Origin of the sequence: Rothia sp. L_38 (genome assembly GCF_050689125.1) — a bacterium.
Lineage (GTDB): Bacteria > Actinomycetota > Actinomycetes > Actinomycetales > Micrococcaceae > Rothia.
This window is the reverse complement of sequence record NZ_JBOEQD010000006.1, coordinates 127,275-140,726: the sequence shown is the minus strand read 5'-3', so window position 1 is coordinate 140,726 and position 13,452 is coordinate 127,275. Positions and strand designations below refer to the sequence as shown.

11 protein-coding genes are annotated in these 13,452 nt (G+C 61.9%); 6 read left to right on the top strand and 5 right to left on the bottom strand.

The annotated features are described in order from the left end of the window. Entirely contained in the window at positions 1-1,452 is a 1,452-nt protein-coding gene (locus ACRCJM_RS06330; protein ID WP_431464244.1) for a glycoside hydrolase family 16 protein, read from the bottom strand. A gap of 533 nt (positions 1,453-1,985) precedes the next feature. On the opposite strand from ACRCJM_RS06330, the gene pdxS reads away from it, so the two are divergent. Together pdxS and pdxT are read left to right on the top strand one after the other, a co-directional pair. Continuing rightward, complete coding sequence (gene pdxS / locus ACRCJM_RS06325) at positions 1,986-2,903, top strand: pyridoxal 5'-phosphate synthase lyase subunit PdxS (protein WP_431464243.1); 918 nt, start codon at positions 1,986-1,988, stop codon at positions 2,901-2,903. Next, entirely contained in the window at positions 2,897-3,538 is a 642-nt protein-coding gene (gene pdxT, locus ACRCJM_RS06320) for a pyridoxal 5'-phosphate synthase glutaminase subunit PdxT (protein ID WP_431464242.1), read from the top strand. Before pdxS ends, pdxT begins: the two co-directional genes overlap by 7 nt. A gap of 107 nt (positions 3,539-3,645) precedes the next feature. Here pdxT and ACRCJM_RS06315 read toward each other — a convergent pair whose 3' ends face one another. From ACRCJM_RS06315 to ACRCJM_RS06300, 4 genes are all read right to left on the bottom strand, one after another. After that, positions 3,646-4,659, bottom strand: a complete 1,014-nt coding sequence (locus tag ACRCJM_RS06315; protein ID WP_431464241.1) for a TPM domain-containing protein — start codon at positions 4,657-4,659, stop codon at positions 3,646-3,648. A gap of 196 nt (positions 4,660-4,855) precedes the next feature. After that, complete coding sequence (locus ACRCJM_RS06310) at positions 4,856-5,449, bottom strand: PIN domain-containing protein (protein WP_431464240.1); 594 nt, start codon at positions 5,447-5,449, stop codon at positions 4,856-4,858. Between the two features lie 54 nt (positions 5,450-5,503). Then, a complete protein-coding gene (locus ACRCJM_RS06305; RefSeq protein ID WP_431464239.1) occupies positions 5,504-5,965 on the bottom strand; it encodes a helix-turn-helix domain-containing protein in 462 nt (153 codons plus the stop codon). A 118-nt stretch (positions 5,966-6,083) separates the two neighbouring features. Then, positions 6,084-7,568, bottom strand: coding sequence for a phospholipase D-like domain-containing protein (locus ACRCJM_RS06300; RefSeq protein ID WP_431464238.1), 1,485 nt, complete (start codon positions 7,566-7,568; stop codon positions 6,084-6,086). Positions 7,569-7,684: 116 nt separating this feature from the next. On the opposite strand from ACRCJM_RS06300, the gene ACRCJM_RS06295 reads away from it, so the two are divergent. From ACRCJM_RS06295 to ACRCJM_RS06280, 4 genes are all read left to right on the top strand, one after another. After that, entirely contained in the window at positions 7,685-8,293 is a 609-nt protein-coding gene (locus ACRCJM_RS06295; RefSeq protein WP_237186646.1) for a TetR/AcrR family transcriptional regulator, read from the top strand. Between the two features lie 53 nt (positions 8,294-8,346). Continuing rightward, on the top strand, positions 8,347-10,935 hold the full coding sequence (locus ACRCJM_RS06290; RefSeq protein ID WP_431464237.1) for a YhgE/Pip family protein: 2,589 nt from the start codon (positions 8,347-8,349) through the stop codon (positions 10,933-10,935). Between the two features lie 196 nt (positions 10,936-11,131). Beyond that, on the top strand, positions 11,132-11,599 hold the full coding sequence (locus ACRCJM_RS06285; RefSeq protein WP_431464236.1) for a YbjN domain-containing protein: 468 nt from the start codon (positions 11,132-11,134) through the stop codon (positions 11,597-11,599). A 2-nt stretch (positions 11,600-11,601) separates the two neighbouring features. After that, positions 11,602-13,434, top strand: coding sequence for an HSP90 family protein (locus ACRCJM_RS06280; RefSeq protein ID WP_431464235.1), 1,833 nt, complete (start codon positions 11,602-11,604; stop codon positions 13,432-13,434). Positions 13,435-13,452 lie beyond the last annotated feature (18 nt).

Here is a 13,452-nt window from a genome sequence, read left to right as displayed (position 1 = left end):
CTAGCCTACGTACTCCCAAACGCGTACGTAGTCAACCTCGATTGCACAATCCCGGGTGGACTCAGCGAGACCGCCCCAGTAGGCATTGCCTGCCTGCATGCACAAACGGATGTTGAACTTCTCACCAGCAGGCAGTGCGGCCTGGTAGCGAGGATCCTCTGACGAGACGAACAGGTATTCAACCCCGTCAAAGAAGAACTTGATACCGGCAGGAGTCTTCTCAACTGCCCAGGTGTGGTATTCATCGGCCAGGTTCTGGCCCAGTACGGGAATCAGGGCGTTCTTCTTAGCCTTGTTACCCTGCTGCTGGCCGTAGTGAACGGTACCCTCAGAGCGGTTAGAGATATCAATCTTCTGCTTACCGGAGGTGTAGCCGTAGGACTCGGAGATGTCGATTTCACCGAGAAGAGCGGTGTTGTTGGGGCGCATCCAGATGCCGCCCCAGGCGCCGATGTGCTCGGGGGTGGACGCGGGCTGCTTAGCGCGGTATTCCAGGCGGAAGCTCTCAGCGGAGAACTTGCCCATAGTGTCGATGTAGCCGGTGGCCCATTCGCGCAACTTACCGTCCTTGTAGGTGACGGGGGTGGCCAGCTTCTTCAGCCAGATCTTGGTGGAGGAGTCACCCATGGTGACGGCTTCCTTGAGGTTGACACCGGAGTCGTAGCCTACGTAGGACTTATCGCGCACGCGCCACTTGGTGCCGTCGATAGCGCCGTTGTTGAAGTCATCTTCGAAGATGAGCTTGCCCCAGCCTGAGGCGGTCAGGGCACCGCGGTGCTCGCCCCAGTTATCTGCCTTGGCCTTAGCGACAGAGACAACGTGGGTGGAGGGGACGGTGCGGCCTGCGTAAACGCTGATGCCGGTGCCGGTGCCCTGGGGGGTGCCATAGAAGGGGATGACGTTATCGTTTGCCACCAGGGTTTCAACGGCCTGGCCGTCAACGATAACCTGGGCAACGAGGCGGGTAGCGCGCACCGAGAGAGCCAGCTCGTAAGAGAAGGTTGAGGTGGGGGCGGTAGCCGCAAGGACCTTCTGGCCCAGGATGACGGTGCGGTTGTTGATGACGCGCTCAATCAGCAGGGTCAGCTGGCCGGTGTTACCGATGGTCAGCAGGGCGGTGTAGTAGTCGCGCCCGGTGGTAACGCGTCGTGCGATGACGCGGGTGTAAACGGTGCCAGCGGCAGGACGCGAGGTGGTGTAGGTTGCCTCAACTAGAGCGTCGGAGGTTTTTGCGCCCATGGGGGTGAAGGAGCGGGCATCGGTGAAGGCCTGAGCGAAGGGGGAGGTGTAGGCGACGTCTGCCAGGGGGGTAAAGCGCAGGACGCCTGATGCCAGGCCGTTGCCATTGAGCACGGTACCGGTGTTTGCGTGCGCTGCCTGGGTGGTCAGTGCGGTTGCTACAGCGGTTGCGGCGGTCAGTGACAGGAAGTTGCGGCGGGATACAGAAAGCATGGTTTGGGTCTCTTTCGTGTGTATTTGTTTGGGACGGGAGACTCTTGGGGAGAGCCGGGGTGTGGATTCTTGGGGGAATCCGGGTGAACCCTGGAGTGGGTTCGTGTGGCTCCTGGGTGGAGCCTGTGGGCTTTGGGTTAGCCCTTTGTGCTTCGGTTGAAAACTTTATAGGACGTTTGGGGGACAAAACAAGGCGAGATGGGGACAAAACTACCGCTTTCCTCGTGAAGTAATTTTATTTACCCTTATGAAAGCGCGCTTGTCTGGTGAAAAAATTTTTTGGAAAAAAATTTGAAGCTGTCCCCAGGGGTGGGTTTTTTGAGCAAAATGGCTCATTTTTTCAAAGATTTTGGGGGAGGTTTGTCCCCTAAACCTCTTCATCAGCTGGCTGGCAGAGCCAAAAATTTTAGCTTTTGGGGACAGCTTGCCCCCTAAAACGGGCCGACGGGCGTCCGCCTCCCTACCTATGGTCTAAAAACTTTGCTAGAAACTGGCCCTATTCTTAGACCATATCGGCGGGCACAGTTGAAACCATGACTGAACACAACACCGCAGAAACTACCGTTACCGGCTCCCCCCTCGTCAAGCGCGGCCTGGCCGAGATGCTCAAGGGCGGCGTCATCATGGACGTCGTCACCCCCGAACAGGCAAAAATCGCAGAGGACGCCGGCGCCGTAGCCGTCATGGCCCTCGAACGCGTTCCCGCCGACATCCGCGCCCAGGGCGGCGTAGCCCGCATGAGCGACCCCGACATGATCGAGGGAATCATCGACGCCGTCTCTATTCCCGTCATGGCCAAGGCCCGCATCGGCCACTTCGTAGAAGCCCAAATTCTGGAGCACCTCAAGGTGGACTACATCGACGAATCCGAGGTTCTCTCCCCCGCTGACTACGTCAATCACATCGACAAGCGCGCCTTTAAGGTGCCCTTTGTCTGCGGTGCCACCAACCTGGGTGAGGCCCTGCGCCGTATCACCGAGGGTGCTGCCATGATTCGCTCTAAGGGCGAGGCTGGCACCGGTGACGTCTCTGAAGCCACCAAGCACATCCGCACCATCAAGACCCAGATTGCCGAGCTGCAAGCCCTGCACGCTACCGCTCCCGACCTGCTGTACGTCAAGGCCAAGGAGCTCGCTGCCCCCTACGAGCTGGTACGCGAGGTCGCCGAAACTGGCAAGCTACCCGTCGCGCTCTTCACTGCTGGCGGCGTGGCAACCCCGGCTGACGCTGCCATGATGATGCAGCTGGGTGCGGATGGCGTCTTCGTCGGCTCCGGCATCTTCAAGTCGGGTAACCCCGAGGCCCGTGCCAAGGCCATCGTTAAGGCAACCGCCTTCTACAACGACCCCGCAGCGGTTGCGGACGCATCCCGCGGCCTGGGTGAGGCCATGGTCGGTATCAACGTGGCAGACCTGCCCGCCCCCCACCGCCTGGCGGAGCGTGGATGGTAGTGAATTTTCCCCCTGTTGTTGGCGTCCTTGCCCTGCAGGGCGGGGTCGCTGAGCATGCGTCCCTGCTGGAGCAGCTGGGTGCGCAGGTGGTTTTGGTCAAGCGCCCCGAGGAGCTGGAGGGGCTGGATGCCCTGGTGCTTCCCGGTGGGGAGTCTACGACTATTGACCGGTTGACCAGGATATTTGGCCTACGGCAGCCCCTGATTGAGGCTATTGCGGGTGGCCTGCCCACCCTGGGCACCTGTGCCGGGCTGATTCTTCTGGCCCGAGACATTGAGGACCCGGCCGCCGACCAGCAGACCCTGGGCCTGCTCGATGTGACCGTGCGCCGCAACGCTTTTGGTTCCCAGGTGGATTCGGCTGAGGCCGAGCTGGCCTGGGGCGCTACCGGGGCGGACGGCTCCGGTCAGCTTACCAATGCAGGCGGGCAGGTATCAGTGAAGGCCGCCTTCATCCGCGCACCCATTGTTACCCGGGTGGGGGCGGACGTCATCGTCCTGGCTCGTCACGCCGGGCAGGTTGTCGGCGTGCGGCAGGGACACCTGCTGGGCATCTCCTTCCACCCGGAACTCACCGGCGACACCACCGTGCACCGAGCCCTGCTGGAGCTGGCCAGCCGGGCGGGGGCGTCCTAGTTTCTACTCGCTTCTTGTAGGTAATCGAAAACTTCATCTGCGCGTTCAAAGAACGCGCAGATGAAGTTTTCGATTACCTTCAGCATGAGTGGGCTGAGCTGCCGCGGCTAGAAGCGTCCGCCTCCCCCGCCGCCGCTAAAGCCCCCGCCGCCACCGAACGATGAGCCGCCCGAGAAGCTACCCCCTGATCCTGCCGAATTTTCTGGCACATGGTTGCTGCCCGAGTAGAGGTGGGGCATGGTCGCATAGAGGGGCAGCCAGGCACTAAAGGTGGGGGCGTAGCGGGTGTAGGTGTCCTTGTTCTCCGCTTCCTGCTCAGCAAGCTCGGCCTCGCGCTGGTCGGGGTCTGCCGGGGCGGTGCGGTTGGCGTAGCGGTATTTGATGTAGTCACGGCGCATATCGTCGGGAATGCTCAGGCCGGGGTTCTCCTCCTTGGCCCGGCGCATCTCGTCCTCGGCATCCCGCTTGATCTTGCGGTAGTCACGGAAAATCCACCCAACAATAATCGCGGCAACGGCACCCAGGGTACCCAGGACGCCCCAGAGAATCAGGTTGCTATCTGCGCTCTCGGTTTCTGCGGCGGCATAGATTTCGTCGATGGTGGTCTCTAGACCGGCGGCATAGTTGCCGTCGGTGAGGTAGGGGCCCAGGACGTCGTTGGCGATGGTTTCTGCCTCGGAATCGCTGATGTAGTCCCCGGCGCCGTCGGCGACCGCGATGAAGGTTTCACGGCCCTCCATATCGATGACCAGCACAGCTCCGTTATCTTTACCCTGGTCGCCAACGCCCCAGGCGTTACCCAGGTCAGTGGCGTAGTCGGGCAGGTCACCGGGGCTTTGGTCGGTGGTGTAGATAGCGAAGCGGGCGCGGTCGGTGCCCCGGTTTTTCTGGTCGATGAGATCGTTGAGGGTGTTCTCTTCGGCGTCGGTAAGCAGGTTGGCGTCGTCGCGAATGTTGCCGGACGCTGGCGCAGCAGGTAGGTCTGCTGCTTCGGCTGCCACCATGGTCAGGGGTGCAAGGGCAAGGACGCCCGCCGCCGCTAGTGCGGGCAGGGCGGCGAGCCTGCGGTGCGGCTTCTTGTTCTGGATCTGGGGGCTTGCGATGTCGGTCTGAGGGTTCACTGCTGCGTCCTTTCTGGCATCGGGTAGCAGGCTTCTTGACCCGCTCTTACCGCCAGCTTAGCAAGCCTGCTGATAAAAGAACTCCCCCGGCAGGATGAAAGAGGGTAAGGGAAAACTCCATATAGTCTCGCAACTAGGCCCGCATGAGTCCACCGAAGAGTAGGTCATAAGGTTTTCATCTAGACCAGGTCCCACATCATAAACGCGGAATTACAACCGTTTGAAGGTGACGAGCAAAATTCAAAGCCCCTGCTTGTCGAAGCAAGCTAGGTACAGTTGCATCAGGGTTCCTATGCTCAAGATAGGTTTCCTGCTTTAGGTACACCGAGTCGAGAATCTCTGGGGGTATGAAGTGAGCCATCTGCATAAGAAAGTCATCCGCACTCATGGTGTCATAGGGCAGGGCTTCCTCCCCTTGGCAACTTTGACCAAAAGCTATCAGTTTAGAATCATCGGTTATGAGAGCATCCGCTGTAGATGCAAGCACGGCCGAATGAACATGGGCGTCATGCTCGTCAGGATATCCGGCAGGAGTTTCTACTTTAAACCCCTCCACAATGCCCGTCGCGCTATCCATAATCTGCTTCATATAGCGCTGCCTCACGGCATCATCATGGTGTGGATGCTGTTTACGCCAGTGATAACCGAACTCATCTAAGATACCCTGCGAAAGATATACCTGATAAAAAAGATTATTTGTCTCCAAACAGGTAAGGAAAATCCAGTCTCTCAACGTCTTGCTCATCAGCACGTTGGTGTCGAGAACTATCCGATAGATATCGCTACTCATACCACCCCATCCTAAAGACGTGGGGTAGCACAAGTAGCGATATTTCTATTTTGTTTAGTCTAAAATTCCGAGCTCTTCGTCAAGTTTCATCAGCTCTTCGAAGGCGGCTTTCTGTTCAGCAGTTTTCACAGCAAGCAGCTGCGCCCTGTAAGCATCAACATCTGCCGTACGAACACGCCAGTGGGTACCTACCTGATGGGCAGGAATCTGACCTTCACGAATGAGCTTCATAAGAGTTGGGCGAGAAACCCCGATGCGGCGGGCCGCCACAGTCGTAGTCAGATCCTTAGGTACGGAGACAACCTGCGCTTGACCTCCTTGACTGATGATTGACAGGGTTGCCTTCAACGCTGCGACCAGCTCTGGCCCCAGCACTTCACTGGCCTCACCAGATACAGTCAACGACACAGACAGCGCAGGTGACTTCTCAAGATGAGTGAGAAGGTTATGGGCCTCTTGAGCCACAGCTTGGCTTGTTTCGATAGTCGCAGTGTTTTTGAGAGTCTGCGCGGTCATCGTCTTCCTTGGTGGTAGAGGTTCTTGGATTTATACATCCTCAGACTATCGATTAAGTGAAATAAGTGCAAGTGTTTTCATTTATTGCACTTATTACAAACTTTTGCACTGTCTGCACCTAGAAGGTCCCCAGCCCCGTCGCCTCCTGGGCGCGGTAGGCCAGGGTTTGTAGGGTCGATTTTAGGACGCCCCCGCCCGCCTTGACTGCGTAGGGCAGAGTGAAGGTGGTTTGGGCGCCGTCTACCGGTTCGTTATTCCAGATCAGGGACCAGTAGGCAGAGAACTCCTGGGCTAGGGCTGAGTCGCCCGCAGCGCGCACCCGCAGACTGGTTTCTAGGTTGTAATTACAAATATTTCGGCGGGTGAAATTACCCGACCCGCTCAGGAGCTCAAAGCCGCCAGAATCTGCCGGGGCGGGTGCGTCCGCCCCTCGGTGAACCGCCAGATACTTGGGGTGGAACTGCTCGCCCCCTGTGGCGTACCAGCGCACCTGGACCCCGGCGCATACCAGTTCTCGCGCAACGGGCAGGGCGGGTAGGCCGGTTTTTGTGCGGCCAAAGGCATCAATATTGAGGTCGAGAACCACCTGCACCGAAGCGCCACAGGCCGCGGCAGCCTTAAGCCCGGTAATGACAGCGCGCTCCGATAGATAGAACATGCCCAGGCAGACCCGGTCCCCCGCGCCGGCACCCGCCAGCAGCTCCAGCACCGCAGTGCGAATACCGCCCTCGGTCACCAACTGCACCTCAGACGCCTGCCCCGGGAGCTTAACACCCCCAGCAAACCTTAGCCCCCGCAGGGAACGGGCAAGGTCGGGAGCAGAAAAGTCTAGAACCGCCAGCTCACTGGCCAGCAGGTCGCCCACCACAGCACCGGTGACCCGCAAACCCAGGTTGGAGTTGGGCGCAGAGGCGTCGTGCGGGTTGGCGGACGCCACCACAGCCTCGGCCTCAGACAGGGCCGCCTTGCGGTGGTTGGCCTTGAAGTTAAAGAGCCTGGCGTAGGCATTGGCAGAGACGCGCGGTCCGCCCGGTGCCAGGGCATTGGGCAGCGCAGCGGGGAGCTCCGGCAGGTGCGCCAGGGCTGCCCGGTAGAAGCCGGAGTAGGCGGGGTTAGAGTCGCGCAGGGCCTCTAGCCGGGTTTCAACCACCTGCACCCCGGCGGCCCGCAGTCGCTCTAGATGAGGCAGGGGGTAGCTGCCGTAGAAGGTGTTGATGGGGTCGGTGATGAGCACGATGGGCACATCGGGGGCAGCGACCCGCTTGGCAAGAAGGGCCTCGGTAAGGCGCTGGGAGAGGGCCGGGTAGGTGCGCCCGCTGGAGCGGTCATAGTCGCTATTGAAGAGGAACATATCGAGCACCAAGAAGCTTGTAGCCCGCTCAATGACCCCCTCAACAGCGGTGAAAATCTGCTGATCAGAGCGGCGTTCACCGTCAGCCGTGTAGGTGAGGTCTGCCAACAGCTCTACCTGTCCGCTTCGCCAGGGCCCGGTAACATCCAGGCCAGCTGGCAGGGGTTTGTAGCGGTGATAGAGGGCGGACGCGGCTGCGGCAGCACCGCAGGCCAGGGCGGCAAAGGCGAGGGGGCGGGGCAGTGTGCTCATGCCTATAATCTACCTAGACAGCTATTTCTTATCTCACACACTCACCGCTTGCCGATATTTTTTACAAGTGTAAACTTTACATCTGTAAGAAAAATTGTTGGCAGAGGATACCCGCTATGACCCCCACCCTGGCACCCGCCGCAGAGGACGCCCGCGCCGCCGACCCGCGTCCGGCCCGCTCTCGCGCAGCCCTCATCGACGCCGCCACCGAGGCCCTGGGCACCAGCGACCCCGGCAACCTCAGCATCACAACCCTGGTCAAGACCGCAGGGGTCAGCCGCCCCACCTTCTACCAGCACTTCACCGACGTCCACGAGCTCATTCACGCCGCGGCCCTCACCAAACTCAGCGCTGCCTTCGACGCCCTACTACCAGCCGACCCCGCTGCGTCCGTTGCTGTCTTTACCAGCGAGGTCAGCACCAACCTGCTCAAGCAGCTGCAGGCCGACGCGGATTTCTACCGCAATGTACTGGCTATCTCGGGCAACTCCTCCCTGGTCGCCGAGCTCATCGACTTCCTCAGCCACCGTTTTCTCAGCCGACCGGCCGTTGCCGAACGTTTCATCGCCAAGAACCCCGACCTCACCAGCGACTACGTCCAGTTCGTTGCCGCCGGGGTCGCCTGGCTGGCCGTCCGCTGGCTGGCCACCGACTTCACCGGCGAAAACACCGCAGAAGCCACCGGCGAACACCTTGCCCAGATGATGCAAGCCGTGATTTCCTAACCCGAGAAACAGACTTTTCACGATCCCAACAAGCCGAAAGTAGGTGAGATCCCGTGCCCTCAACACGCGCTAAACGCCCCAAGCTGCACCCGCATCGCTTCAGCCCCATGAAGTACCTGGTGCTGCTGGCCGTCATTATCATCCCCTCGATTTACTCAGGCATTCTAACCTGGGCTAACTATGACCCCACGGGCACCATCGACGCCGTTCCGGCTGCCATTGTGAACGAAGATTCACCGGCAACCACAGCCACCGGCAGCACCCTTAACCTGGGTCAAGACCTCACCGACGAGCTTCTGAGCAACGACAGCAAACAGAATTTTGACTGGTCGACCATGAGCGCAGACGAAGCGCAGACCAAGCTCGAAAACGGTGACATCCAGGCTATTTTGACGATTCCGTCTGACTTCTCTGCGAACGTCGCGTCAGTGTCTGAAAACGACGCGGCGGCAGCCCAGACCGCCAAGCTAAATATCACCACCAATGACGGCTCCAACATCATCTCGGGCAATATCGCCAGCTCTCTGGGCACGGCGGTCACCGACACCCTGGCCAGCCAGGTGTCCACCGAGTACCTCAACAACATCTACGCGGGCTTCACCGATATCCACGACTCCCTGGGGCAGGCAGCGGACGGCGCCAGCCAGCTCGCTGATGGCTCCACCAGCGCTAAGGATGGCTCCGACGAGCTCGTGGTGGGCCTGACCGACCTCAAGTCGGGCACCGGCGAGTTGAGCTCCGGGGCAAGCACCCTGGCGGACGGCGCCACTCAGGTGAACAATGGCGCTAGCTCGCTGGCGTCCGGTTCAGCCTCCCTAGCCGACGGCGCGACTCAGGTGAACAACGGCGCGTCCTCCCTGGCCTCCGGTGCCGCAGAACTGAACAGCGGTGCCACCTCGCTGGCGAACGGTGCTGATAGTGCCGCCAGCGGTGCAGCCTCCCTCTCGGACGGCCTGAGCCAGATCAACTCCGCCGTATCTGCCCTACCCGAGCAGCTCCCCGCCCTGACCGAGGGCACCGGCTCCCTGGCGTCCGGCGCCTCTGACCTTGCCAGCGGCGCACAGAGCCTTGAGGACGCCGCCGGGCAGCTCGCAAGCGGCGCCACCACCCTCTCGGATGGTGCGGACGCCGCCGTCACCGGCGCCCAGAATCTCGCCGACGGCGCGGAGCAGCTGCACACCGCCACCGGCACCCTTGCCAACGGCGCGCAGGGCCTTTCGGCCAGCTCACAGGCCCTCATCGACAACTGGGGCAACCTCACCGATGAGCAGAAACTCGCTGCCCTGCAGCAGCTCAACGCGGGGGCGTCCGCCCTTGCCAGCGGGGCCGGGGCTGTAGACACAGCCGCCGGGCAGCTCGCCACCGGGGCAGATACTCTGGTGGGCACCGACTCAAGCGGCCTGACCAAGCTGGCTGCGGGGGCGTCCGCTCTCGACAGCGGGGCAGGCCAGCTGGCAAGCGGCGCAACCTCCCTCTCTAACGGGGCAGACGCCCTTAGCCAGGGGGCTGCAACCCTCAACAGCAAGGCAGGAACCCTCTCCACCAGCCTGGGCGCCCTGGTCACCGCTATCTCCCAGGCCAATGACGGAGCAGCCTCACTCGCGTCGGGCACCAGCACTCTGGCCAGCGGTGCATCCACCCTAGCGGACGGCACCGGCACCCTCTCATCGGGCGCGTCCACCCTAGCCGAGGGCACCAGTTCCCTGGCTAACGGGTCCGCCACCCTCAATGACGGCGCCCAGACCCTCGCTGAAGGAACCAGCAGCCTTTCATCGGGCGCCACCAGTCTCGCCAGCGGCGCCGCAACCCTCAATGAGGGGGCAGGCTCAGCTGTGGACGGGGCGTCCTCCCTGGCTAACGGCCTGAACGAGCTAGAGGACGGCAACACCCAGCTGGCGACCTCCCTGGGGGACGCCGTGGGGCAGGTCCCCAGCTATACCACCGACCAGGCCAGCGAACTCAGCGCGGTCACCAGCGACCCCGTCACCATTGAGAAAACCCGCCTGAACGAGGTGTCCACCTACGGCCACGGCCTGGCTCCCTACTTCATGACCCTGGGCCTGTGGGTCGGCGCTATCGCCTACTTCATGATGTACCCGGCGATCTCCAGCAAGTTCGCCCGCGGCGGCCACTCAGGTCTGCGGACCCTGCGCGGGGCACTCGTCCCGGTCGTGCTCATGGGCATCGTCCAGGGCACCGTCATGTCGCTCATCATCCACTACTGGGTCGGCATTGAAGAGGTAAACTTCTGGGGTCTGACAGGCTTCTCCATTTTGACCTCCATTACCTTCCTCGCCATCAACCAGGCTCTGATCGCCCTGCTAGATGCACCCGGACGCTTCATCGCTCTGATGCTGACGGTCGTCCAAATTGGTGCGGCGGGTGGCACCTACCCGATTGAGACAGCTCCGGCCTTCCTGCAAGCCCTGCATCCCTGGCTGCCGCTGACTCACGCGCTGGAGGCTTTCCGCTCCCTGATTGCCGGTGGCTCCATCGGTATTGCAACGGGTATTGTCTGGCTGCTGGGCTGGATTACTCTGGCTGTTGCGGGCACTGCCCTGAGCATCTGGATTCGCCACCGCCGCGAAGATAAGGCAGAGGCCGAACGCCAGGCCCGCCGGACCGCCCTGGCGAGCGCCTAAAGAATCAAGGCCCCTAACCTACGCCCTTTCGTTTCTACCCCGGTGTATCACCCCGGAGTCAGGAACGAAGGGGCGTAGAGGGTTAAAGAGGTCACCCATAAATAACGGGCTAGCCCTTCGCCCCAACCCCACCTTCGCCCGAACCTATAGGATAGAAGGAACCGCACCACTATCTTCCACCGCTGAAAGAGGAACCATGGGGTACTTTGAGTCCGTCCAGTCTGCCGCGCAGCTGCTTAAGCCGCTCACCGATGAGCGTATGTTGCAGGCTCTTGACCGCCTTGAGGTGGATTACGAGCTGGGCGATGACGGGGCCGCTGTGTTCCATTTTGAGCGGGGCTACTTCTACTACACCCTCTCTAACGCCCCCGCACGCGATTTGCTGAGCGTGCGCGGTAGCTACCGGGGTACCTTCCCCCTCGAGGCGCTGCCCGCCCTCAACGAGTTCACCAACGCCTGGAACCAGCAGAACCTCTTCCCCAAGGTCTTCCCCTACCGGGTTGAAGAGGAGGGGCAGGGGTTTGTGGTGCTGCCGGTTGAGCTGAGCATGGTTTACGCGGGCGGGGTGACGGACGCCCAGATTGATGAGCACCTGCGCGCTGCCCTGCAGACTTCGCTGGAGTACTTCGAAACCGTGGCCTCCACCTTCGGCGGGGAGGAATAGCCTTGTCACAGCGTTTTAAAGTTGATTTGGGTGGCCTGGTTGAGCTGCTGTCGAAGAACCTGTATTCGGGCCCGCAGGTTTACCTGCGCGAGGCGATTCAGAACGGGGTTGACGCTATTACTGCCCGCCGCGAGCAGGACGGCGACGCCCCCGCCCGGGTGCTCCTGGAACCCTGGGAGGACGGCACCGGCATCACCATTACCGACACCGGTGTGGGCCTGACGGCTGAGCAGGCTGAGGAGTTTCTGGCGACGATTGGCCGTACCTCTAAGCGCGATGAGGTCTTTAACGAGGGTCGCGCCGAGTTTTTGGGCCAGTTCGGTATTGGCCTGCTGGCCTGTTTTTTGATTGCCGATACGGTTGAGGTCACCTCGCAGAGCGTGCTGCCGGGGGCTGCCCCGGTGCGCTGGCTGGGTCATGCGGACGGCACCTTTGAGGTGCTTCAGCTAGCCGGCGGTGAGGACGCCACCGGGCAGGTTCCCGAGGTCGGCACGACGATTCGCCTGAAGGCGCGGGCGGACGCCGCCCACTGGGTTGCCGAGGAGACGGTGGTGACGCTGGCCAGCGACTACGCCGATATGCTGCCGGTTGAGGTGGCGGTTCGGGTGAGGGCTGCCGGCCAGCGGATCTGGCGCCGTATTTCCCTACCTGCCCTGCCCTGGGCGAAGGGGGAGGGCGAGCACCAGCCCAACCAGCACGAACGAGCCCTGGCCCTGACTAACTACGCCGAGAAGACCCTGGGGTTCACTCCCCTGGCGGCTCTTGAGCTCGACGTGCCCGCCACCGGTACAACCGGCGTGGCCTATGTACTGCCGCAGGCGGTGTCACCGGGCTCAGGCCGCCACCGCGTCTACGTGAAGAACATGCTGGTGAACACCCGCGAAGACACCCTGCTGCCCGATTGGGCTTTCTTCGTGCGGGCCGTGGTGAACTCGGAGTCCCTGACCCCGACGGCCTCCCGCGAGCAGCTGCGCGAGGACGAGATTCTTCTGCTCACCCGCGAGGCGATCGGTGAGCAGCTCAAAACCTGGATTACCGCTACCCTTTCTGAGCCCAGCGCCCTGCGCGACCGCTTTGTCGAGACCCATTCTTTGGCCCTGCGGGCAGTGGCCCTGGCTAGCGACGACATGCTCGATGTGGTGGCGTCCTCCCTGCCCTTTGAAACCACCGGGGGTATCGCCACGCTGGCCCAGGTTATTGAAGAGACCGGGCAGGTGCTCTACACCCCCACCACCGAGGCCTACCGCCGGGTGGCTCCGGTGGCGCGGGCCCAGGGGCTGTGGGTGGTCAACGGCGGCTACGTCTACGACGCCGACCTACTGGCTAAACTGGCTGACCGCCCCCGCTGGAAGGTCACAGAGCTGACCAGCAAGGACGTCACCCAGACCCTGGCAGCCGTTGAGATGGAACGCGAGTTCGAGGTGCTGCGCGGCCTGGAGCGCGCCCGGGCCGTACTCGCCGCCCAGGACTGCGGCGTCCTGCTGCGCACCTTTGACCCCGCCGAGGTACCCGCGGTGCTGCTGCGCGATGCGGACGCCGAACGCGCCCGCGACCTAGCCCAAGAGGCCGAGGACGCCGGCGGCGCCTGGGGTGGGCTACTCGGCTCCTTCACCGAGACAGCAGCCGAGCCGACCCGCACCCTGGTGCTCAACGATGCCAACGAGAATACCCGCCGCCTGCTGCATCAGCCGGAGCACGCGTCCTTTGAGCCGGGTCTGACGACCCTCTACCTCTCTGCCCTCATGCTCGCCGGTGAGGGCCTGCGCGGGGCTGAAACCAACCTGCTCAGCGATAGCCTGGCCCAGCTGCTTGAAGCTGCCCTGCGCCAGCCCTAAAGATAGCTACCAACAAGG